The organism is Streptomyces sp. NPDC017940 (assembly GCF_044328435.1).
Lineage (GTDB): Bacteria > Actinomycetota > Actinomycetes > Streptomycetales > Streptomycetaceae > Streptomyces.
This window is the reverse complement of the sequence record NZ_JBIRHJ010000019.1, coordinates 11,871-31,332: the sequence shown is the minus strand read 5'-3', so window position 1 is coordinate 31,332 and position 19,462 is coordinate 11,871. Positions and strand designations below refer to the sequence as shown.

The following is a 19,462-nucleotide window of genomic DNA, read 5'->3' as shown; positions in this document are numbered from 1 at the left end:
GGGACCGCTGCCGCGCCGTGAGCCCGGCGGCTATGCGGGCGGTGCGCAGGTTGTGTGGCCTCTGAGCGCCGACGCCACCAGGGCGGCTCTCGGGACACACCCTACGTGCTGGGTGAGGTCGGGTGGGGCAGCCTTCCCGCGGCAACGGGAAGGCCCTGATCCCGGACAGGTGCAGCAACGAAGCTGACGCCGTGTCTATTACCGTGCGGCCGCTGCTCATCTCGCAAGGGAAGAGTGACGTGGCATGACCGTGTCTGCCCGCATCACGTGACCCGATCTGATCCTGGCCGACGAACAGATGACAGGGGAGTGCTGACAGCAGCCATCCTGCCAAGCCGTTCCACCCCACTGGCCGTTTCCTGAGGGCTGCGCGCGGGTCGCCCTCTCCACCCACCGAGAGCACCCGTGCCGCCGGGCACCCGGCCGCCGGGGCCTCAAAAAACTGCGCGTCCCGCTTCTCCCGAACTGATCACCTCGCCTGAGCGTCGAGGTGTGATCACGCCCGGTTCGCCAGCCCGCGGCGGGCCCTGCCCTTCAAGGCCCGCAGCAGTTCCCCGTCGCCCGCCCAGCGTGGGCGCGGCCTCACGGTTGCGCCCTGGGCCTGGTCCTTGCGCACGTCGAAAGATGGTCCTCCATGACAAGCGTCGAACGAACGCTGACCGAGCTCATCTGAGCCTTCCCCCGTACGAATCGTCCTCGTCGAGCCGCCGGGCCAGGTCGATCTTCGTCAAGGCCGGGCGGCCGGCCTGTCGGTACTTTTCCTTCACCTGGTCCAGGTAGTACTTCGCGGTGTTGACGGTGATCCCCGCTCGCCGGGCGGTGGCTTTCAGGGTCAGTCCGGAGGCGTAGTCGCGCAGCACCTGACGTTCCCGGGGAGCCAGGTGTGGTCGGGTCGGGGTGGTGTCCTTCACCCAGCCGAAGGCGAGTTCAGGAGAATGCGCCGTCCCACCCGCGGCCACGGTCTCAACGGCCTCCACCAGGGTGTCCAGGGCGTGGTCCTTGGTGAGGTAGCCGTCGGCTCCGGCCGCCACGGCTGCCACGATCCGGGCGTGGTCGGCGACCGTGCTGATGACCAGGACCTTGCTCCCGGCCGCCCGCACACGGTGTACGTTCGCCTCCGGGCGGGAACCGTCCCCCAGTACAAGGTCGAGGAGCACCACAGCGACCGTCCGGGCGGTGCCCGCCAGCAGGGCGTCGACCGTCGACACGGTTTTGATGAGGCGCAGGCGTTGCTGGCCGGACAGCCAAGCGCGCAGCCCGTCGAGGAGCATGCGGTCGTCGTCGACCACCGCGATGTCGATCATGCCGGCCACCGCAGTTCGACCGCTGTTCCCTCGCCGGGCCAGCTGTCCACTTCCGCCCTGCCTCCGATGGCGGCCATCCTGCCGTGTACGGAGCGGCGCAGTCCGGTCCCGGCACGGCGGTGGCTCTCGTCGGAGGTGTCGAAGCCGATGCCACGGTCGGCCACGACCACCTTGACACCACCGGTGTTGCCGAAGGCGGTGAGGTAGGCCAGCGGGGTCTGCGCGTGCTTGTGCACATTGTTCAGTGCTTCGGACACCGCGGCGGCCAGGGCGTGGGCGACCTCCCGGGGCAAGTCCGGCACCGCGTCGTACTGCGCGATCACCTTCAGGCCGAGGCTTTCCGCGGAGCGGGCGGCCTCCTCCAGGGCGGCCCAGGTACCCATCCTGCCGGGTGCGGGCAGGCCGCTGTGCCGGTGCGGCTCCTCGTAGGCTTGCACGAGCCGGCGCAGGTAGGCCGCTTCGCGGGCGCAGCGGTCGCGGACGGCGGGCGCGTTGGCGTCCACCCGGCCAGCGGCAATGGTGGTCAGGGTGGCGAGCACGGTGTCGTGCAGTGCCGCGTGGTGCGCCACCCGCTCCGCCTGCCGCGCCCGCGCGGTCTCGGCGACGACGGCCCGTTCCTGCGCAAGGTCCAGCCGGGACCCCTGACGCCGGAGGTACCACCAGCCCGCTCCGGAGAGGGCCGCGGCTTCGACGACCGCCGTGAAGTGATCGAGGAGGGCCGGCAAGGTGGGGCTGGCGACCACCTCGTAGACGCTCAATGACGTGCTCAGCAGGAGCAGGACCGCCCAAGCGGCACCTCGTAAACCGAGCGCCACCACGGCGGCCGCTGCCGAGGAAAGGGCCTGCACCATCAGCCAGCCGTGCGGTTCCACCGCCGGGCCGTCACCGATTGCGGCGACGGCGACCCACGGGAACACACACCCGGTCAGCAGTACATCGGCCCAGACCCACCGTGCATGAAACCAGCCGCGCAGAAGGGCCGACCCGTAGAGGAGCAGGGTGACGGCGCCCACAGCGGCCACGAGACCGACGCTCCACCAGTCGGACGGACCGGTGGCCACGACGTCGACCGCGTACACCAGGTGCGCGATCCGAAAGAGCCCGACGGCCTTCACAGCGAACCCCCGTGCACGCTGAAGCCCCACTCGCCTACCCCCGTGTGATGAGATCCCCCACCGGTACCCCCCTAAATGGACGGGTACCGAGCACTCAGTGCATCTCGCTACGTTTCTTGGCGTCAAGACCGTCCCCGGACATCACGCCCGAGCGATTCCTGGAGAAGCCATGCGACGTCAACGAGGCTTACGGGCCGTACTCCTGGCCGCGGCCGTTGTTTGCACCACCGCCCTGGCCGGCTCCGTCCAAGCCCAAGCCGCCCCCGCTTCCGGTTCTGCTTCCGCTGCCGCCGCAGCGAGCGTCGGACCGGTCCAGCTGCGCTACACAGGGACCGGCGGCGGTCCCCGGAACATCGCGCAGCGCGCCGCCACCGAGGCGGCTCAGGCCCAGGCGGCGGCTACCGGATTCAGTGCCTCCCAGTGCCGTGAAACCAACGGGACGGACTTCGAGCACATCGGGGGGTACTGGACCTCGATCCGGGAAATCACCTGCGTCGGGGAACCGGCGGTGGCCGCAGCGCAACTGGACCTGTACCGCTACCTCAAGCCCGGCAAGGACCACCTCAGCAGCGTCTGGCACGTCCCCGACGGGTACAACCGGGAAGGCAGCATGGGCCGCCTCTACACCGCGCCGACGCCAGGCACCCATCCGCTGTACCTCTGTACCGTTCGCGGGGACCACTTCCTCACCGGCGATGTCAACTGCGAGGGCCAGCAGTACGTGACCCGCCTGGGCTGGATCCAGGACAGCCCGCAGCCCGGCGTGCCCAGCGCACCGCTCTACCGGTGCCTCGCCAGCGGACGCCAGATATTCGAGTCCACCGACCCGAACTGCGAGGGCATGACCAACGCCGGTGGCCCGCTCGGCTACACCCTCACGGGCTGAACCCGGCCGAACGGCCCACACGGGCCCCACCTCGGGATACCGGCCCGCCCGCCTCTGTTGTCGGCCGTCGGCCAACCGGCCCCGCGGCCGGCGCGACAAGGTCAGCCCCACTGCTCGGCCGCGAGAGAAGCGACCGGCTGAGACTTGCCGATCAGGGCCAGGACGATGAAGAAGGAGATCTGGCCGATCTTGATGCTGAGGGGAGCCAGCGCTTTCCCGTCGCAGTGTCTGGCCGCCTCCGCGTGCAGCTCGTCACCGACGAGCTGCACGCGGACGAGACACCGCCGCGGGTGACCTGTACACCGCGCTGGTGTGTCTGCTGTTCCCGCAGGCCGCCCACATGGTGCTACGCATCGGGAGGAACGGCGGCTTCACCCTGAGCCGCGCGGTTACCGCGCAGGGGCGACGGTGCACCTCTTCGCGACCCCGATTGCACCAGGGGATGACGCTGTTTCAGTTTCGTGCGTTCTGATCCACTGGCCGGTGGGGGGTTGGTGTGATCGAGGGGTGGATCAGGAAGTAGCGGAAGAGCCAGGGCCGTGCCGGGATGGGGATACCTGTCACCCGTGCGAGCGGTAAGTCGCACCGGCACCGCCGGGAATGAGCGGATAGGGCGAAGGCTCCCTCACCATGTGAGGGAGCCTTCAGCGGAGCGTCCGGCAGGCCTTGCACCTGCATTTCCCATCGGATGATGGACGTCTTTCCTTGGACCACAGACGCGTGACTCCCATGCCCTGCACCGGAGTTACACCAAGATCATACACGGCGGTTCCCGGGCCCGCGGGGCCGCCCGCGGCCGGGCCGAAGCCATGCCGGGCCGCCCGTCTTCTCGTGGGCGCGGCGGGGTGCCCTGATCTGCTGGCTGCCTGCCCAGGCCTGCCGTCCGGGCCGTTTCGGCTGGCGCGATGCGAGGAACGTCGTGGGTGTTTCTGGCAGGGCCCGGGGGCCCGGTCGGGTCATGGTTGGGGGTCATCTGTATCTGTCGGAGGCGGTCTGGGCAGATGGCAGGGATGGTGCCTGTTCACGTGTGCAGAGGGGCGGGGGAGCGGGTCAGGGCGGTCCGTGTGCGGAAGCGTTTGAGGTAGTAGGCCATGGGGGTGCCGCGCACTTCCGCGCCGGTGGCGACGGTCGCTTTCTCCCAGCAGACGGCGACCGCTTCCTTAAAGAACACGCGTGCGGTGGCGCCTTCGTTGTTGCCGGCGGTGACTTCCACCAGGAGCCGCTCGGGGCCCTGGGCCCGGCCTCTTCCCGGGAGGTGTCGCGTACTGCCGTCCAGTCGGCGGCGGTTGGGTAGTTCCTCTGCAGGCACATCGTCGTTGCTGGACGGGGGCTTATGGGCGAAGGCCGCGGCGACGATGATCAGTTGTTCGGCGAAGTCCGCCCCTGGCATGGGGAGCTCGAGGTCGGGGTGGTGGTTGTAGCCTGCGGCTACCGCGGCGGCGACGAATTCGATGACAGCCTGCGCCGCCAGGGTGTGCCTGCGTGGCATGGTGAGGCTGAGCCTGCTCAGGACCCGCAGCAAAGTGGTGATGCTGGTGTCGGCGGCCATCATCGCGAGAGCTGGGGTCTCGTCACCGGCTTCTGCGGCGTCGGTGTCCTGTGCGGCCTGCGCCTGCCACCAGGCGGCGGCCTGGGTGTCACCGCAGGCCAGGTGTTGCAGGTAGAGGCAGTAGGAGGCGGGGGCGTCGTCGGCGCCGGCGGCGTACTGCCACCAGAAGCGGGCACCGTCGTCGGCGCCGGCCAGTTGCAGGGCGCAGCCCAGGATCCAGGCGGCCCGCGGCTGAGGTACGTGTTCGGTGAGGAAGTCGGCGAGCTGTTCCAGGGTGCAGTGGGCGACGGCCGCCTCGCACAGGGCGGTGAGGTTCTGCGCGGCGCGGTCGTCGCCGTGCCCGGGTCCGTCACGGTCCTGGAGGAGGAAGTCCTTGGCCAGTCCCGCGTAGTCCAGGTAGTCGTGACTGACGACATCGCAGGGGACGTGCGGCTGGGCCAGCAGCAGTGACTGGGCGAGGAGGGCGTCGACAGTGCTCATGGCGGGGAGATCACTCCTGGGAGTCGAGGTCGGGGCGCAGTTCGTGCAAGGCCCCTCGTGCGTGGTGGTCCAGGGTGTGGGTGATGGCCGGCGGCAGGCCAAGGATGCCCGGCACGGTTTCTTCGGGGATGCCGCACAGGTAGCGCAGGACGGTGACGTCCATCTGGTCCGGTGGCAGGCGGGTGATCGTGTCGAAGAACTGTGCGAGGACGTCGATGCGGTGCAGGCGCTCGGTCAGGGTGGGGAGGCTGGCCTGCGCTGCGGTGGAGAAGGCGGCTGCTCGCAGGTCCGGGCGGCCGTCGGGCCGCTTGGGGGTGACGGCAAGGACCTTGCGGCGCAGCATCTGCCAGGCGTGGCGGGGGGTGTCGGGGCTGGTGGTCGCTTCGTCCCAGGTGAGCCAGAGGATGTCGAAGGTCTCTCCGACGACCCTGCGGGCGCGGGGCTGGGCTTGCAGGAAGGCCTGCGCGTAGGCGGTGTAGGGGCCCTTCATGGCCTGCGTGAACGCGTGGTGGGCGACGGGCTGATCTTCCGGGACGAACTGCACATCCTCGATCCCGCTCTTGATCCAGTCGGTGTGTTTGGCGGCGTCCTCCGCGGCGACCTTCCACAGTCGGCGGACCGGGCTGACGGGGAGGTCCAGGGCCCGTATCACGCTGTAGGTGATGGCCCAGCCGGGGTAGTAGCCCTTGCCGCGCAGCAGTTCGGACAGTCGCGTCTTGCTGTAGCCGGAGCGGCTGGCGAGCGCGTCGAGGGTCAGCCCGCTTGCGGTGAGCCGGTTACGGACCGGCTGCAGCCACGTGCGGTGCGCTGCGGTGACCGTCTCGCTGATCGGACCCGGCGGTCGTCCCAGCCGACTGGGAGGATCCGTTTCCGGCTGTTCGGGAACCTGAGGCGGTTTCACCGTGAGGGCCCCTCAGTTCCGGTCGGCACGGGGGCAGACCCCGTCGTCGTGGTCGTGCTGTGCCGTGTGCTGTGGCTGTGGAGTGCAGAGATGACCTGCTGGATGAGGAGACCCAGCGAGGGCAACAGTGCGGCCACGGCCGCGAGCTGACCCAGCACGGTCATCACCGTGCTCCACACGAGGACCGCTGCCAGCACGGCCACGGTCATCATTTGCTTGCCTGTCATTGCACCTTCCCTTAAGGCTTCGAGGGTCTGGAAGGGCCCCTTCCGAAGCGGTGCTCAAGCGCCCGGGGAGCTGTACGACAGCATGGTGCGCGGGGCGTACGCCACTCAACGTGATCATGGAGTTACGGAACAATGGCTTCCTTGCTCCCCTCTGGCCCCGGCTACATGAACTGCCCGCGACCTTGACAAAACTTGGCTACACAAGCGCTTTTGAGGGCTAATCCGTACTTCCCAGTACGCCACTGGCGGGATAGCGCACCATGGAAGGCGACGCCACCCTGGGCGTCACACCTTCCAGTCTGGAAGGCCTCGCGGCCCTCTTGTGCTCAAGAACAACCGAAGAGGACCGTCCCGCTTCCGTCCAGCTACCCACCCACGCGCTGGGCGGAAGCGCCTCCACCCTCCCCGGACCAGCCGGGCTCGCGTACGGCGACGGGCAGTTGGGTACGCTCCCGCAGTGCGACGCCGGTGCTGCCGCGGCGGGTCCATAGCACTCGAGGTCGTGCACAGTGCCCTCGATCGCCCCCAGGGCGGCCAAGGTGCTGACGAGCGCGGAGCCGAAGGGCTGGCGGAGGTGGGCTTTTGGCTCACCGGTACGTCCGTGGTCGCGGATCGTCATACGGCTCTCCGGGGATGTCGCCGCCCAGAAGGCCTGGATGGCCTTGCGGCCCTCTGTGGTGTGCCTCCCTGCGGGCCCCATCCGTCTGCCACTTCAGCTTTCCACCACCTTCGGTGACTTCTGCCACCGCCGAAGAAGTCCGTTCGCTCCACGCTCCACGTCTGCGGCCGGATCACCCGAATCTGGCCGCCCGCCCGGCCTAGGCGGCCGCCGTCCAGCAGGCCTCTGCCGCGCCTCAACGGGCCCCGTGAAGTTCTTGGCGGCCACCCCCTCCGACTTCACGTCGAACGAAACTGCGTGATTCCGGCAAATCCTGGCCTGGTTCGCAAAAATGGCTGATTCGCTCGACTCTTGGCAACTCGTGCCGCGATCTTGCCGAGATGGCCGCCCCGCCCAGGAGCTGGGCGGCCCGCTCGCGCAGTGGCCCGGCGAGCGGGGCCAGCTGCCTGCGGCAACCAGGGGAACGCCGTCAGCAGAGCCCACAGCGAGTGCGCGTACAGATCGACATAGCCGGGCGCCACGTGCAGCCCCCGGGCCAGGCCGCGCAGCAAAGTCACCGGATCCCAGCCTGAGTGGACGCCGTCGCACGTCAAGGCCTATGAACCCTGACCCGGACGAGGCCCCACCACAACCGCCCACAACCGGACCTTGGGGAGGGACCTCAAGCACACGCGGCGTGCATCGAGCATCATGGCCTGCATGCCGATGGAGACCGACGACTTGTCAGGGAATAACGCGGTGAACTGCGTTCCGGTTGCCGATGAGACGGACGGCGAGATTCGCCTGCTGTCCGAGCGGTGCTCGACCTGCATTTTCCGGCCGGGCAACTCATTGCGAACCACGATGCCGGAACGGATCCGAAGCATGGTGGCTGATGCTGTGGCAGCCGAAGGACATGTGACGTGTCACGCGACGCTGCCGGGCTCGACGCCCGCGGGTGTTGAGCCGGCCATCTGCCGCGGGTTTGCGGATACGTACGGCGGCCGATCCTTGGCCTTGCGGTTCGGGGACGCCCTGGGCCTCATCCGGGAGGTCCCTCCTCCCTCGTGAGGGCGATGGGTTTCTTCATCCCGGCGTCCGCTATGCCGCAAGCCAGGCTGCCACGCACCTGACCGTGCCTGCGGCGGCCTTCCGATCACCGGCCTCGCCCCCACGGCTTCGTCCCTTCGCCCGCCGCACCGTCCCGCGGCCCGCGGCCCGCGATGTGATCGTGCCGGGGCGCGTGTCGATTCGTTGACGCGGACGAGTCGCTGGCCGGATAGCGATCGTCCGGCGGTGGTCAGGTGCCCGCGAGCATCGCCACGGGGATCACCAGGACCGACCATCGCGTGCGGGACGACCCCGTATACGAGAGGTGGGGCGACAGAGCTTGGGCGCGCAGTGAGCGCTAGTTTCACATCAAGCAACGCTCGCCTGGCAGCTCAGGCGCCTGCGAGGGTGTGCGGCATGAAGAAATCGGAGTTGGCTGTCGGCATCTTGGTCAGGACGAATTTCGAAGACCCGGGGTTGCCGGCGGGTAGCGAGGGCGAGGTCGTGACTGTTCATGACGAACTGGGTGACGGAGTCGATGTCCGCTTCCGCGATGGGCGCCTGATCAACATCTTGGGTCATGGCCTGGACTTGGCGCCCTGACCAGCTCCCAATCGGGCAGGGCCCGGCCCGCCAGGGCGCGCTGCGCTTTGGCTGGTGGGCCCCGGCGCTACGGCGGGCGCCAGGCTGGAGGCTGCCCACGACGCCGCTGCGCTGATCCGGCAGTTCGAGTTGGCCCGGCAGCCGCGCTACCGGGAGATGGCCCGACGCGCGGGGGTGGCCGCGTGGCTCTCGAAGGTGATCGGGTGGGGTGCGTGCGCCCGGATATCGCACACCAGCGCTTGGCGGATCGCCACCGGCAAGGGGCTGCCTGGTTCCATGGAGCAGCTGCGGGCGTTCCTGTTGGCCTGCCTTGTGCCCGAGAGGGGAGGAGTATCAGTGGGTCGAGGCGTGGGAACGAGTCCAGTGTGGCGGTTGGGCAAGGCCGAGGACGCGGGGCGGGTGCGGGATGGGGTGCGCAGCGGCGTAGCCGGCGTTATGTGGGGCCTTTTCGTGGCGGGACTCAGTCTCGGTGTCGGTGTGCGTGGAGCGAGTCAGCCCGCGGGCGCGCGGCCGGCACCTCGGTCTGCTCCTCAGGTACGCGCTTAACATCGGCGCCAACATCAACGCGAGCAGTACGCACGAGACGCCAGTGGCAGATCCGCGCCGAAGCCGCGGGCCGTGCACTACCCGCTGTCCAAGGTATTCCGGTCCTAGCCATGGCGCACCGGGGGCCCTTGGCCGCCGGGGTTGCAGGGCCGCACCGGGCCCGTCACACCGGTGTGGTGTCCTTGCCGAACAACGGGACCTGGTCCACGCCAAGGTCGATGCGGACGCGGTGGGGGCGGACTGGGTGGCGCCACCGTCCCGCCGCGTCGCGCGCGACGTCGACGGCGATCTCCAGGACGACGTCTGGCTGCACCAGGACAACGTCAAGCGTGCGTTGTGTTCTCCATCCGGCGCCGAACGTCCACCCCTCCCACGGATGCGCCGTACTGACGGGCGGGGTCAGCCACCCAGCCAGGACGCGGCCGGCGGCCTGGCTCAGGGTGGTGCTGCGCCCGGTGTAGTGCAGGCGGCCGTGCGCGTCGCGGTGGCCGAGCAGAACGGTGCGGGGTAGCGGTGACGGCGCCGATGATGGCCTCGGTGGTGACCCGCGGCTTGTACTTCCGCCACGACCGCGCACCAGCGCGGTACGGCTCACCGAGCTGTTTGAAGCACAGCCCCTCCAGCCCGGCCGCCGTCCACCCCCCAGCCACTCCCGGGCGAGGGCGGGGGTGGGTGGTGGTGGAGGGGCACAGCGTCAGCGGCGCGGCCAGGCTCTGCTCGGCGAACAACGTCTCCAGCGCGGCGCGCCGCCGCTCATACGGTCAGGTCCGCGCCCGCGTGCACCAGGTCGAACGCCGCGTAGTGCGCGGGCCACTGGCGCGCGCCGTCTGCCGCCCCGGCGGGCGAGGCGCTGCTGGAGCCGCTCGAAGGCGAGCCGGCCATCCTCCCAGACGACCAGCGTGCCGTCCAAGCCGGTGCCGGTCGGGAGCTGAGCGAGTGCGGCGGCGCGGATCTCGGGAAATGAGGCGGTCATGTCCGCGCCCTGCCTCGAGCGCAGCAGCACCTGCCCGTCGGCGTGTACGGCGAGCTGGGCGCGGTAGCCGTCCCACTTCGGCTCCGCCGCCCGCCTTGCTCGGGCGTCCATGCCTTTCCAGAGCCCTCAGCAAACGCCTGGACGGCCTCCTGGGTGCCCTCGCTGCCCATTTGTCCGGCCGAGCCCGCGCGGCCGCGCTTGGGTGGCTTGCCGTGCCCGGAGCCCGTCGTGCGTCTGCAGGGCGGCCCCGGGCCAGGCGGCAAGTCAACGGCGACCACCAGAAGCTGGGGACTTTACCCGCCGGGCGAGCCCGGGTGCGGGCGGCCACGTACGGGTGCGGCCGTTCACCGCCGTCGACCCGGCCGTGGCGTAGCCGGGCAGCTCAGTAGGCTGCCCGGCTACGGGTGCATGACGCACAAGTTAACGCCGTTGCCATCCCGGTATCCAGCGTCGCGGACTGTCGGCCATCCGGTCGCGGACCGCCACCCGGCCTCGCCCGCCGCCCGCCGGCTGCTGCCCAGCAAGCCCATGCCAGCTCCTGCGGGCTGGGGCTGCGCGTCCCTCCAAAAGGAAGTTGGATGCTGCCCCCACCACTCCAGGCCATTGCGGCAACTGGGGCGTTTCCTCGCTTTGGACGGCAGGGTAGCTCGCCCTGCGGAGCCTGCCGGGCTCCTCGTGCCGGACGGCATCCGGCACCTCGCAGCACCGTGGACTGGAGAGCCCATGTTCCGTACTGGCCTGATAGCTGCCACGCTCATGACCGCGAGCCTCACCGCGGTACCCGCCTCCGCTGAGCCCGCGTACGACCCGTCCGCCATCTACCACTTCTCGGGCCGTCAGTGCCCGGACAACAGCCTCTGTATCTACAAGGACATCGAGTTCAACGGCGGTGGAGTCTCCTTCGAACGAGGGGACTCTCTGCCGAACCTCAACAACGTCCGCATGAACGACATGATGTCCTCCTGGTCCAACGACTCCGGTGTGACGTGCTACTGGTACCCGCACGCCGACTACCAGGGCACCGCGCACGACATGCGCAACCGCTTCCGCGTCAACCTTCCCGGCAACGAGAACGACACCGCATCTTCAATCCGCTGCTGACCGATCCCGCCATCGGGCTAGCCGCCGCTCGAGCGACGCGGCTGAGTTCGTACGGTTAACGGCACCGCAGCAGTGCCACACCCAAGCGCACCAAGACCATCCGTGCCAGATGACCCGGGGCCGTGCCCTAGCCCGGCGCCCGCCCTGGAGAAGAAGACACACAGCAAGCAGGGCCCGGGCGGGGAAACCGCCCGGGCCCCACCGCCGGAGCCGGAGGCCAACTGCGCCCGCAGTCCCGCCGCCAAGACGCCCGCACTCGAGGTTTCCCCTCAGCGCCGTGGCGTCTGCACGCTCCACCCCGAAAGGCGCCGCCGACATCACGGTGCGCCTGCCGCATACTGCAGCTCCCGATGCGAACGGCACTACCTGCTGGGGCCTGTCTGATAGTTGATCTTGTAACGGGTTGTGGTGAGCTGACGGATGCGGCGTGGGGGCGGATAACTTCTTTGCTGCCGGGTGTTGATGGCCGCGGGCGACCGTGGCGGGGACACCGGAAGGTGATCAACAAGGTGTTGTGGCGGTTGCGGACGGGTGCTGTATGGCGTGATCCGCGCGAACGCTACGGGCCGTGGCAGAGGTTCCATGAGCGGTTCGTCCGCTGGGAAGCGGACGGTACCTGGGCCCATCTGCTGGAGCAGGCCCGGGGCCGCGACGACAACGCTCATGCTGGTACCCGGGAGGCGTCTCACGCTCTCGCGGGCACCACCCCGCCGTGCTCGCATGCGCTACCGGGTCAGTCGCAGGTCCCAGCCGTCTAAGGAGCGGATCAGTGTCGGGTTGTAGGTCTCCGGTGCGGGACGCGCAGCGTCCTCCCAGGCCGTGAGCCAGGTGCGCAGGGTGGCGAGGGAGGGGGAGTCGGCGCGGTCGGCGAGGATCAGGCCGTCCTGTTGCAGGACCGCGGCTGCGGAGGGTGTGGAGTGGCCGATCGCCCACAGGTCGGGGCGCAGCCCTGCCATGGTGAGCTGCGGGTCCGCCTGGGCCGCGGCGAACGTACGCCAGGACGGCCAGTCGAGCATGGATCCCTGGTACGGCTCGGTGTACGCATCCTTGGTCAGCAGGCCCAGGGCGGTCTGGGCGCCGGTGTTCCGGTGGTCGTCGCGGTCGCGCCAGGCGAGGGAGATCCATGACGGGCTGGGCACCCGGTTCTCCCAGTCCACCCACCGGCCCGGGAGGTCCAAATTGTCCTTGGGTGAGGTAGTGGCCTCGATGTAGCCGCCGGTGAACACCTCCTCGACTACCGGCGCACCGCCCACGGCGCGGATCTTGGCGACGACCGTCAAGTTGGGCAGCGGGGCGATGGGCAGCGGGGCGACGATCAGCCCGCCGTCGACGACCTGGTCCACCCACGCCTTGGGCAGGAGCGGCGGGGTGCACCAGGACACCATCCGGTCGAAGGGGGCCAGCTTCGGGAAGCCGGCGGTGCCGTCGGCGACATGGCAGCGGATGTTGTGTACGCCGCGTTCGTGGTGGATGAGGCCCGCCCAGCGCGCGAGGTAGGCGTCGATGTCCAGGCTGGTGACGTGACCGGTGTTGCCGACGATCCCGGCGATGACGGCACCGGAGTAGCCGGAGCCGGTGCCGTACTCGATGACGTTCATGCCCTCGCGCACGTCCAGGGTGGTGATCTCGCGGTGGATCACAACCGGGTTGGAGCGGTGCGGGGTAACGCCGCGGCCGTCGTGGTGGGTGTAGTGGCGTTCGGGGACGGTTGCGGCGACGTCGGCGACGGCGGTCACTGCTCACTCCTTGAGGGGTATGGGGGTACTCGTATCCGGTAACTGCTCCGGGAGGGTGAAGGACACGCGCCCGGCCGCCGTGATGCGGGCTCAGATGGTCAGGGCGGTGTAGTGGTGCCAGCCGGATGCGGTGTATTCGCCGACCGGGCCGTGGCCGGGCAGTTCGGGCCAGGCGTGATACTCGACCGGGGGCGGGGCAAAACGCGCCCCGAGGCACCAGTCCAGACGCTGTCCGAGCAGGGCGGCAGCGAGCGCGCTGCCGAGCGAGGTCTCCATGCAGGCTGCCCGGCCGGGCCACATGCGTGCGGTGTGGCGTACGGCACTGACCAGGACTTCGGCGCGGGCGAGATCGAGTTCGCGTCGTCCTGCCTTGCGGGCGAGACGGACAGCGCGGACGGTGTGCCGGAACGGCAGTCGTAGCAGTACCAGGGCAAGAACGACTCCGGCCGCGGCGGCCAGGCGCTCGCGGTAGGTGCCGGAGCGGGTGGTGGAGTAGGCCTCCATGCTGGTCAACGGGGCCACCTCCACCACGGTCGTGGGTGTGGTGCTGGTGGTGGTTCGTCGTGGGCGAGCCCCTGGGCGGTCAGCGACTCGACGACGGTCCGTATGTCGGCTACGGCCTGTTCGCCCGGGATGCGGTATCGCTTGGCGAAGCGGTCAGCGGCCTGCTCCTGGGTGGAGCTGGCCAGGAGCAGCATGACTGCGGCCGCAGCCGCCGGCGTCAGGTAGGACCAGCGGCCGGTGCGTTCGCTGAGGATCGCGCCGCCCTCGTCGGTGAGGACCGGATGAGTGCCGTCACGCAGCCGCCACACGACCGTTCACCTCCTGCCACCAGTCGCTTGACAGTGTGGCGAGCTGACGGAGCCAGACCTCGGCGGTGACGACCATGTGCAGGGCTCCCTGGGCGGTGGGCTGCCCGGCCGCGGCCCGGGACAGGGCCTGCATGACGGGCTGCTCGGTGACGAGCCCGAGCGCGGCCAGCCGCGATGTCGGGCCGAGTAACTCTTTGAGCACCGCCGCGTTCTCGCGCAGGCCCGCATAGGCGAGGGCGTTGAAGCCACCCTTGGTGGTGCGGGCCAGGACGAAACCGGGCAGCACACCGCTGCTGGTGAACGCCGCGTTGAGCAGCGGCTTGTACTGGCCGGGGGCGCCGCGCTGGTCGGCGTCGACGGCCAGGCAGGCGCGGATCACCTCGTTGTCCAGAAACGGGGCGGCCAGCTCGATGCCGTGTTCGGCAAGGGCGAGCGCCCGCCATCCGGTGGTGTTCGCGCCGACCCGGGAGAGGTCTTGCCGGGCGGCCCACTCGGCCAGCCGGGCCGGCGCGTCGGTGAGCGTGCCCGCGGCCTCGTCCAGGGCGGCGGCGAGCATCAGGCGGGCGCCATGCGTCATCCAGTCCGCCGAGGCCAGCAGCGGTGTCCAGGCGATCGGCCGCTGAGCCTGGGGAATCCAGTCCCGGGCGGGACGCCGGAGTGCGGCAGCCGTCTGCCACCAGGCTCCGGCCAGGTCGAGGCGGGAGGCCGGACGGGCGCGGGCCACGACGGCGAACGTGGAGGTGCGCCGTAGCCGGGCGTGCACCAGGGCATGCTGCCAGGCCCGGCGGTGCCGCCGCTCGCGCAGCAGGTCAGCGAGGTAAGACGAGGAGGCGGAGAGCACCGCGTCCCCGGCAGCCCCGGTGAAGTGCACCCCCGGTCCAGGGGTGTACGCGGTGACGGTGTCAAGGACGGCCCGCTTGATGGAGGCGGTGACCGCGTACGCGTTCGGCGCGTCGGTCCTCGTCAGCGAGGCGAGGTCGTCCAGTCCGGAGTAGTACACGGTGCCCGGTGCGCCGGGAACCTTGTGGTGGGTCAGGCTTGGCACGGTGGCCGCGGTCCGGGCCGCGAAAGCGAGGTCGTCATCACGCAGCCGTTCATCGGCGAAGGTCACGGCGGCCACTGGTCCGCGCTGGGCGGCCAGGCACGCCAGGGTCGTGGAATCCAGACCCGCGAGATCGGCGCTGACTGCACGGCCGTCGAGCCGGGTAGCGACCGCCTCGGTAAGCGCAGCCCGCACCACCGGGCCCTGCTGGTGCAGGCCGACGCCGCCGTAGGTGATCGGCTCGTACCGCTCGACGCGTGCCCCGTCCGGGCCGAGCAGCAGCAGATGTCCGCCCGGCACCCGCGTCACCTCACAAAACAGGCTGCGGGTGGAGAGCACGTCGGGCTGACCGAAAGCGAGATGGGCGGCGAGCGCGGTCACGTCGACCGGGGCCCCGTCCAGCGCGGCGAGCGCGGTCGCGGCGGTCGCCCACCAGGTGCCGGATACGTCGGCGCGGTAGTACACCGGATGCTGCCCGGCCAGATCGCCGCTCACCGCCAGGAGGCTGCCGCTGCGCGCCACCACGAGGTAGGAGCCGGGCCAGCGGGTCAACGCCCGCCAGCTGCGGGCCCGCACCACCGGCAGCTTCTCCCGGAGCTGGGTGTCGTCTGCGCCGCACTCGCCGATCACGGCCAGCGCCGCCTGCTCATCGGCAACGGCCCGGACCCGGTCGCGCGGCCATCCGCACGCCCATGTCGCTCCGAGGCCGGACACCGCCCGGCCTCCGGCGGGACGCCGGTCCTGCTTCATGCCGCCGTGCCATCCCGCGCTCCACCTCATCGGTGCCCACTCCCTTGTCCGTGCGCGCGTGGTCGAAACCAGGGGCGGAGGCGCCGGGCCCGCCCGTCCCGTGCCCCAGCACGAGGTGTGACAGGACCCGGCGCCTCCTTGCCGGGGCCGGGACGTGGCGTTCGATGCCCGGGTGCTCCGGCGGTTGGCGGATCAGGCGTTCTTGTACTCGGTGTCGTCGGCGGTGTCGAAGCTGTTGGTGCCCAGCGTCACCGCGACGACCTCGCCGGCGTCCAGCACGAGGGGGGCCTCGTAGACCGGGGTGACCGGGGTGGGGGTGAGGTTCATGACGAACGTCCCTTCGCTGGCTGCCCGGCAGCTGTCCCGCCGGGCTATGACGATCAGTCAACGCCCGGACGCACGGCGTGGACAGCTGCCACAATGTCTGCCAGGTGTAGGCCAGTTGTGAACCAGGATCGACGATCGGCTGGACATGACTCTTGCGGAGCGCATCCGCGCGGCACGTGAAACACGGCGCCCCAGATGCAGCCAGCAGCGACTCGCTGACGAGCTCTCGGTGGCACGGTGGGGCAAGGCGGGGTATCTCGACCGGCAGCAGGTCTACCGGTGGGAGACCGGCCGACGGGAACCGGAGGAGTGGCTGCCCTTCCTCGAACAGGTCCTGCAACTGGATCTGCCGAAGGACGATGAGCCCGAGTTCGCCGATACCGTGACCTCAGTCATGCTCCTGGGAGGAAGCGACGTGGAACGACGGCAGTTTCTCGCGGCATCCGCTGCCGTTGGTCTGGCCGCGCTCGACCTGACGGACGCCGAGGCGGTGACCCGCCGCGTCAGGCGGCCTGGCCCCGTCGCGGTCGGCCTGGGCGAGGTGAGTGCTGTCCGCATGATGACCACGTCGCTTGGGGATGCCGCCTCCGAACTCGGCGGAGGACATGCCCGCCACCTCGCGGTCCGGTACCTGACTCTCGACGTCAAGAGGTGGCTGGAGGGCCGCTACACCGACAAGGTCGGCCGCGAGCTCTTCGCCGCGTCCAGCGAGCTCGTGCACCTGATCGGCTGGATGGCCCGGGACGAGGGCAACCAGGGCCTCAGCCAGCGCTATCACGTCCACAGCTACAAGCTTGCCGCCGAGGCCGGCGAGAACGAACTCGCCGCGACCGCCCTGCGCGGTCTCGCCGACCAAGCCATCGACCTCGGCCATATCCCCACTGCCGTACGGCTGGCCGAGGCCTGCGAGCAGCGCGGCCAAAGGCTGAGCAACCCCAAGGCGCTGGCGTACTACCGCAACACGTTCGCGCGCGCGGCCGCCGCCGACGGCGACCGCACCGCCGCCGCACAGATGCTCACTTCCGCGCAGTCCGCGATCGAGCACGCCCCCGCCCTGCCTGGCCAGTCCTGGGCCAGCCACTACAGCCACGGCCGCTGGGCGCACGAATCCGGCATGATCCACGCTAAGTTGGGCGACTACGCCGCGGCCGAGGAGCACCTGCACCTGGCCCTGGACATTCACGGTCTCGACCGCAAGCGCACCCGGGCGATCGTCCTGGCCGACCTCGGTCAGGTCCAGCTCAAGCGCGGAAACACCAGCCAGGCCCTGCACACCTGGAACGACTTTCTCGACTGCTCGGACGGCGTGCAGTCCGTCCGCATCAACGACGGCCTGACCAACATCACCGCCCGCCTGCCGGGCCTCCCCGACAACGCGGCCGCCCAGGAACTCGGCGAACGCATCACTGCCCGCACGTGACGTTGGTGACCCACCCCTCGTGGCGATGGCCGAACACAGCGGGCTGTCCACCGCGACGCTCTCGAACGCTCACGCAGGCAAGAAGCTGCCCACCTGCGCCACCGTCAACGGATACGTGCTGGCCTGCGGTGGCGACCCCGAAAGCTGGAGCAGGCGCTGGGAGAGCCTGCGCCTGGCCGCCGCTGGCTTCTCCGGTGACCTGTACCGCCAGGCCCTGAGTCGCTGGGAGCGCACCGGCAACCTCACCCCGCCGCACGCCGTCGACGAGGCCGAGGGCCGCGTGCATCTGCCTGGTCTGGGAGCCGAGCAGCTCGCGGATCGCGGGGATGGTTGCCCTCTTCGCGGCAACGCCGAGAAGAACGAAGGCGTCACACGTGCGCAGTCATCCCCAGGGCGACCCCGCCGCGTCATGGGCGCCATACTCTACGTCGATCTCACTGGCATCACTTAGCAATACTGCGACCTAAGCACCGCCAAACATCCTTAGTGGGGCTTTTAGCTTGGTCTATCTTTGATATGCACTCAAGCCGATGGAGGCAACTATTGCTCGATGTCGGCGATAACCCACTCGCTGATTTCTTTCCATTGTCGAATTGCTTTTTGATGAAAGGGGTGAGCGAGGTAACGTTCGACTGCTTCCATGTCATCCAGAAGCCCTTCGACGAGGAAATCGTAGGCGATGTCCCTGGCGGACACATTGCGTCCGCACCGCCACTCGAGGAGCTCGGGTACTTCACCGCCCACCATGGCGGCAGTTCGCTCTGCTTCACAGGCGCGTGCGTCGCCCCAGTCGATCCCGTCCTTGAACTTGAAAAGCACTACGTGGCGTATCACAGTCAGTCCTACCTTCTTTGTGGGTTTGATCCGTCATTCATGAGATCGAGATGCCCAGGGGGCCTGGGTATGGCTGTCACGGTCACGCCGCTGATGGCGCAGGAGGCTTGATCGGCCGGAGCCCCACGACGACTCGACCGCTGCTGGATTCATACACGACGAGCTGGCGGAGGTGGCTGCGCCCGAGACCTGGGCCGGAGTGGGCATCGGCCGTGGTGATCGACGCCCAGGGGAAGCGACTGTTGTCGCGGCGGGTACTGAACGACGAGAGCGAGTTGCTCAAGCTCGTCGTCGACATGCTGGAGCTATCGCAGGGCGTGCTGTGGGCGGTGTCAGCAACCGCGGTAGGGCCGCGTTCCTGCTCGGCTTGTTGGCCAGCCACGATCAGCGCATCAATCACATCACCGGCCTCGCCGTTCAGCGTGCTTCGGTCGGCCACCGGAGCCAGGCCAAGACCGATACGAAGGACGCCTTCACCATTGACGACTAGGCCCGGATGCGCACCGACCTCGGCGTACGGCCCGGTGACGAGATATCGGTCGACCTGCGCTCTTTGGTCACCCGCCACACTGATCTGGTCTGCGACCGGGCCCGGCAGGTCAGTCGGCTGCGTGCCCACCTCTTCAACGTTCTCCGTGCGTTGGAACGCTCGCTGGATCTGCCGAAGAAGGAGCCGGACATGCTGCTGACCGGTTATCAGACCTAGGCCGCAATCTGTCTCGCCGGACCTATTCGTATCTTGACGTGGCTGAAGAACCGCAGGGACCGGAGCGGTGCGGCCTTGGCCCGAACCGTCGTGGAGGTCAGGGCACAGTTCACCGCGCTGTCCGGCGAGAAACTCGTGGCCACCATGGTGGCCCGACTCGCGTTGGGGTTGATGGTCCTCGATGAGGAGATCGCTGAACTTGGAGTTCTCGTCGAGGCCCGGTTTCGCGAGCATCCGCACTCCAAGTGATCCAGAGCCTGCGCGGCATGGGCCCCTTGCTGAGCGCGGAGTTCCTCGTCGCGACCGGCGGTGACATGGACGCCTTCGGCACCGCCGAACGTCCGGCCGGATGTGCCGGCTTCGCCCACGACCCCCGCGACTCCGGACGCGGCAGTGGCAATCTCCACTGCCCTCACTGCTAACACCGCGGCCTGCTTCGTGCCTTCTACCTCTTCGCGTTCGCCAGTCTCCGAGGCTGCCCGGCCTCGAAGCAGTTTTACGA

General features: G+C 69.3%; 24 protein-coding genes and 2 pseudogenes. 11 read left to right on the top strand and 15 right to left on the bottom strand.

Annotated elements, in window-relative coordinates:
- Positions 1-665 precede the first annotated feature (665 nt).
- Positions 666-1,304 (bottom strand): response regulator, encoded by a 639-nt coding sequence (locus ACH4DX_RS35005; RefSeq protein WP_398158081.1) that lies wholly within the window; start codon positions 1,302-1,304, stop codon positions 666-668.
- Positions 1,301-2,419: a sensor histidine kinase gene (locus ACH4DX_RS35000; RefSeq protein ID WP_398158080.1), complete on the bottom strand. Its 1,119-nt coding sequence runs from the start codon at positions 2,417-2,419 to the stop codon at positions 1,301-1,303. The genes ACH4DX_RS35005 and ACH4DX_RS35000 overlap by 4 nt, the downstream gene beginning before the upstream one ends.
- Before the next feature lie 508 nt (positions 2,420-2,927).
- Between ACH4DX_RS35000 and ACH4DX_RS34995 the strand changes: the two genes are divergently transcribed.
- Positions 2,928-3,305, top strand: a complete 378-nt coding sequence (locus ACH4DX_RS34995; RefSeq protein ID WP_398158079.1) for a hypothetical protein — start codon at positions 2,928-2,930, stop codon at positions 3,303-3,305.
- A 101-nt stretch (positions 3,306-3,406) separates the two neighbouring features.
- On the opposite strand, the gene ACH4DX_RS34990 is transcribed toward ACH4DX_RS34995, so the two are convergent.
- The 4 genes from ACH4DX_RS34990 to ACH4DX_RS34975 form a co-directional block, all read right to left on the bottom strand.
- Positions 3,407-3,574: a hypothetical protein gene (locus ACH4DX_RS34990; RefSeq protein ID WP_398158078.1), complete on the bottom strand. Its 168-nt coding sequence runs from the start codon at positions 3,572-3,574 to the stop codon at positions 3,407-3,409.
- Positions 3,575-4,326: 752 nt separating this feature from the next.
- Positions 4,327-5,334, bottom strand: coding sequence for a hypothetical protein (locus ACH4DX_RS34985; RefSeq protein WP_398158077.1), 1,008 nt, complete (start codon positions 5,332-5,334; stop codon positions 4,327-4,329).
- Positions 5,335-5,344: 10 nt separating this feature from the next.
- On the bottom strand, positions 5,345-6,235 hold the full coding sequence (locus ACH4DX_RS34980) for an XRE family transcriptional regulator (RefSeq protein ID WP_398158076.1): 891 nt from the start codon (positions 6,233-6,235) through the stop codon (positions 5,345-5,347).
- A complete protein-coding gene (locus ACH4DX_RS34975; RefSeq protein WP_398158075.1) occupies positions 6,232-6,462 on the bottom strand; it encodes a hypothetical protein in 231 nt (76 codons plus the stop codon). The genes ACH4DX_RS34980 and ACH4DX_RS34975 overlap by 4 nt, the downstream gene beginning before the upstream one ends.
- A gap of 1,318 nt (positions 6,463-7,780) precedes the next feature.
- Between ACH4DX_RS34975 and ACH4DX_RS34970 the strand changes: the two genes are divergently transcribed.
- Together ACH4DX_RS34970 and ACH4DX_RS34965 are read left to right on the top strand one after the other, a co-directional pair.
- Positions 7,781-8,131 carry a hypothetical protein gene (locus ACH4DX_RS34970; RefSeq protein WP_398158074.1) on the top strand — a complete coding sequence of 117 codons (351 nt, stop codon included), beginning with the start codon at positions 7,781-7,783 and terminating at the stop codon, positions 8,129-8,131.
- A 396-nt stretch (positions 8,132-8,527) separates the two neighbouring features.
- Positions 8,528-8,713 (top strand): hypothetical protein, encoded by a 186-nt coding sequence (locus tag ACH4DX_RS34965; RefSeq protein WP_398158073.1) that lies wholly within the window; start codon positions 8,528-8,530, stop codon positions 8,711-8,713.
- Between the two features lie 709 nt (positions 8,714-9,422).
- Here ACH4DX_RS34965 and ACH4DX_RS34960 read toward each other — a convergent pair.
- The 3 genes and pseudogenes from ACH4DX_RS34960 to ACH4DX_RS34950 all read right to left on the bottom strand — a co-directional run.
- Positions 9,423-9,572, bottom strand: a complete 150-nt coding sequence (locus tag ACH4DX_RS34960; RefSeq protein WP_398158072.1) for an ATP-dependent DNA ligase — start codon at positions 9,570-9,572, stop codon at positions 9,423-9,425.
- 440 nt (positions 9,573-10,012) lie between these two features.
- Positions 10,013-10,141 carry a hypothetical protein gene (locus tag ACH4DX_RS34955; RefSeq protein WP_398158096.1) on the bottom strand — a complete coding sequence of 43 codons (129 nt, stop codon included), beginning with the start codon at positions 10,139-10,141 and terminating at the stop codon, positions 10,013-10,015.
- Between the two features lie 19 nt (positions 10,142-10,160).
- Positions 10,161-10,343: pseudogene (locus ACH4DX_RS34950) on the bottom strand (ATP-dependent DNA ligase); the annotation flags it as partial.
- 612 nt (positions 10,344-10,955) lie between these two features.
- On the opposite strand from ACH4DX_RS34950, the gene ACH4DX_RS34945 reads away from it, so the two are divergent.
- A complete protein-coding gene (locus ACH4DX_RS34945; RefSeq protein WP_398158071.1) occupies positions 10,956-11,333 on the top strand; it encodes a peptidase inhibitor family I36 protein in 378 nt (125 codons plus the stop codon).
- A 350-nt stretch (positions 11,334-11,683) separates the two neighbouring features.
- Positions 11,684-12,001, top strand: a pseudogene (locus ACH4DX_RS34940) (transposase); the annotation flags it as partial.
- A 57-nt stretch (positions 12,002-12,058) separates the two neighbouring features.
- Here ACH4DX_RS34940 and ACH4DX_RS34935 read toward each other — a convergent pair.
- The 5 genes from ACH4DX_RS34935 to ACH4DX_RS34915 form a co-directional block, all read right to left on the bottom strand.
- Complete coding sequence (locus tag ACH4DX_RS34935) at positions 12,059-13,069, bottom strand: protein-L-isoaspartate O-methyltransferase (RefSeq protein ID WP_398158070.1); 1,011 nt, start codon at positions 13,067-13,069, stop codon at positions 12,059-12,061.
- A gap of 90 nt (positions 13,070-13,159) precedes the next feature.
- On the bottom strand, positions 13,160-13,573 hold the full coding sequence (locus tag ACH4DX_RS34930; protein WP_398158094.1) for a lasso peptide biosynthesis B2 protein: 414 nt from the start codon (positions 13,571-13,573) through the stop codon (positions 13,160-13,162).
- Between the two features lie 5 nt (positions 13,574-13,578).
- The gene (locus ACH4DX_RS34925) at positions 13,579-13,881 is read right to left on the bottom strand and encodes a PqqD family peptide modification chaperone (RefSeq protein WP_398158069.1); all 303 of its coding nucleotides are present in this window, start codon (positions 13,879-13,881) and stop codon (positions 13,579-13,581) included.
- On the bottom strand, positions 13,865-15,703 hold the full coding sequence (locus ACH4DX_RS34920; protein WP_398158068.1) for an albusnodin/ikarugamycin family macrolactam cyclase: 1,839 nt from the start codon (positions 15,701-15,703) through the stop codon (positions 13,865-13,867). The genes ACH4DX_RS34925 and ACH4DX_RS34920 overlap by 17 nt, the downstream gene beginning before the upstream one ends.
- 162 nt (positions 15,704-15,865) lie before the next feature.
- Positions 15,866-16,000 (bottom strand): lasso RiPP family leader peptide-containing protein, encoded by a 135-nt coding sequence (locus tag ACH4DX_RS34915; RefSeq protein ID WP_398158067.1) that lies wholly within the window; start codon positions 15,998-16,000, stop codon positions 15,866-15,868.
- A gap of 415 nt (positions 16,001-16,415) precedes the next feature.
- Here ACH4DX_RS34915 and ACH4DX_RS34910 point away from each other — a divergent pair, with 415 nt between their 5' ends.
- Both ACH4DX_RS34910 and ACH4DX_RS34905 read left to right on the top strand, forming a co-directional pair.
- Positions 16,416-17,420 (top strand): tetratricopeptide repeat protein, encoded by a 1,005-nt coding sequence (locus ACH4DX_RS34910; RefSeq protein ID WP_398158093.1) that lies wholly within the window; start codon positions 16,416-16,418, stop codon positions 17,418-17,420.
- 19 nt (positions 17,421-17,439) lie between these two features.
- Positions 17,440-17,871, top strand: coding sequence for a hypothetical protein (locus ACH4DX_RS34905; protein ID WP_398158066.1), 432 nt, complete (start codon positions 17,440-17,442; stop codon positions 17,869-17,871).
- 89 nt (positions 17,872-17,960) lie between these two features.
- Here the strand turns inward: ACH4DX_RS34905 and ACH4DX_RS34900 are convergent, their stop codons facing one another.
- Positions 17,961-18,239 carry a Dabb family protein gene (locus tag ACH4DX_RS34900; RefSeq protein WP_398158065.1) on the bottom strand — a complete coding sequence of 93 codons (279 nt, stop codon included), beginning with the start codon at positions 18,237-18,239 and terminating at the stop codon, positions 17,961-17,963.
- Between the two features lie 187 nt (positions 18,240-18,426).
- Between ACH4DX_RS34900 and ACH4DX_RS34895 the strand changes: the two genes are divergently transcribed.
- Genes ACH4DX_RS34895 through ACH4DX_RS34880 form a run of 4 tightly spaced genes read left to right on the top strand, consistent with a single transcriptional unit; the run spans position 18,427 to position 19,382 of the window.
- Complete coding sequence (locus ACH4DX_RS34895; protein WP_398158064.1) at positions 18,427-18,744, top strand: transposase; 318 nt, start codon at positions 18,427-18,429, stop codon at positions 18,742-18,744.
- 6 nt (positions 18,745-18,750) lie between these two features.
- On the top strand, positions 18,751-18,960 hold the full coding sequence (locus ACH4DX_RS34890) for a hypothetical protein (RefSeq protein WP_398158063.1): 210 nt from the start codon (positions 18,751-18,753) through the stop codon (positions 18,958-18,960).
- Between the two features lie 33 nt (positions 18,961-18,993).
- Positions 18,994-19,209, top strand: a complete 216-nt coding sequence (locus tag ACH4DX_RS34885; protein ID WP_398158062.1) for a hypothetical protein — start codon at positions 18,994-18,996, stop codon at positions 19,207-19,209.
- Positions 19,210-19,226: 17 nt separating this feature from the next.
- Entirely contained in the window at positions 19,227-19,382 is a 156-nt protein-coding gene (locus ACH4DX_RS34880) for a hypothetical protein (RefSeq protein ID WP_398158061.1), read from the top strand.
- Positions 19,383-19,462: the final 80 nt, after the last annotated feature.

What these genes read in the sequence shown, in the direction of transcription:
- ACH4DX_RS35005 (WP_398158081.1), bottom strand. Translation starts at nt 1,304, where the DNA reads ATGATCGACATCGCGGTGGTCGACGACGACCGCATGCTCCTCGACGGG.
- ACH4DX_RS34985 (WP_398158077.1), bottom strand. Translation starts at nt 5,334, where the DNA reads ATGAGCACTGTCGACGCCCTCCTCGCCCAGTCACTGCTGCTGGCCCAG.
- ACH4DX_RS34975 (WP_398158075.1), bottom strand. Translation starts at nt 6,462, where the DNA reads ATGACAGGCAAGCAAATGATGACCGTGGCCGTGCTGGCAGCGGTCCTC.
- ACH4DX_RS34970 (WP_398158074.1), top strand. Translation starts at nt 7,781, where the DNA reads ATGCCGATGGAGACCGACGACTTGTCAGGGAATAACGCGGTGAACTGC.
- ACH4DX_RS34965 (WP_398158073.1), top strand. Translation starts at nt 8,528, where the DNA reads ATGAAGAAATCGGAGTTGGCTGTCGGCATCTTGGTCAGGACGAATTTC.
- ACH4DX_RS34955 (WP_398158096.1), bottom strand. Translation starts at nt 10,141, where the DNA reads ATGGCCGGCTCGCCTTCGAGCGGCTCCAGCAGCGCCTCGCCCGCCGGG.
- ACH4DX_RS34945 (WP_398158071.1), top strand. Translation starts at nt 10,956, where the DNA reads ATGTTCCGTACTGGCCTGATAGCTGCCACGCTCATGACCGCGAGCCTC.
- ACH4DX_RS34930 (WP_398158094.1), bottom strand. Translation starts at nt 13,573, where the DNA reads ATGGAGGCCTACTCCACCACCCGCTCCGGCACCTACCGCGAGCGCCTG.
- ACH4DX_RS34920 (WP_398158068.1), bottom strand. Translation starts at nt 15,703, where the DNA reads ATGAGGTGGAGCGCGGGATGGCACGGCGGCATGAAGCAGGACCGGCGT.
- ACH4DX_RS34915 (WP_398158067.1), bottom strand. Translation starts at nt 16,000, where the DNA reads ATGAACCTCACCCCCACCCCGGTCACCCCGGTCTACGAGGCCCCCCTC.
- ACH4DX_RS34890 (WP_398158063.1), top strand. Translation starts at nt 18,751, where the DNA reads ATGCGCACCGACCTCGGCGTACGGCCCGGTGACGAGATATCGGTCGAC.
- ACH4DX_RS34880 (WP_398158061.1), top strand. Translation starts at nt 19,227, where the DNA reads ATGGGCCCCTTGCTGAGCGCGGAGTTCCTCGTCGCGACCGGCGGTGAC.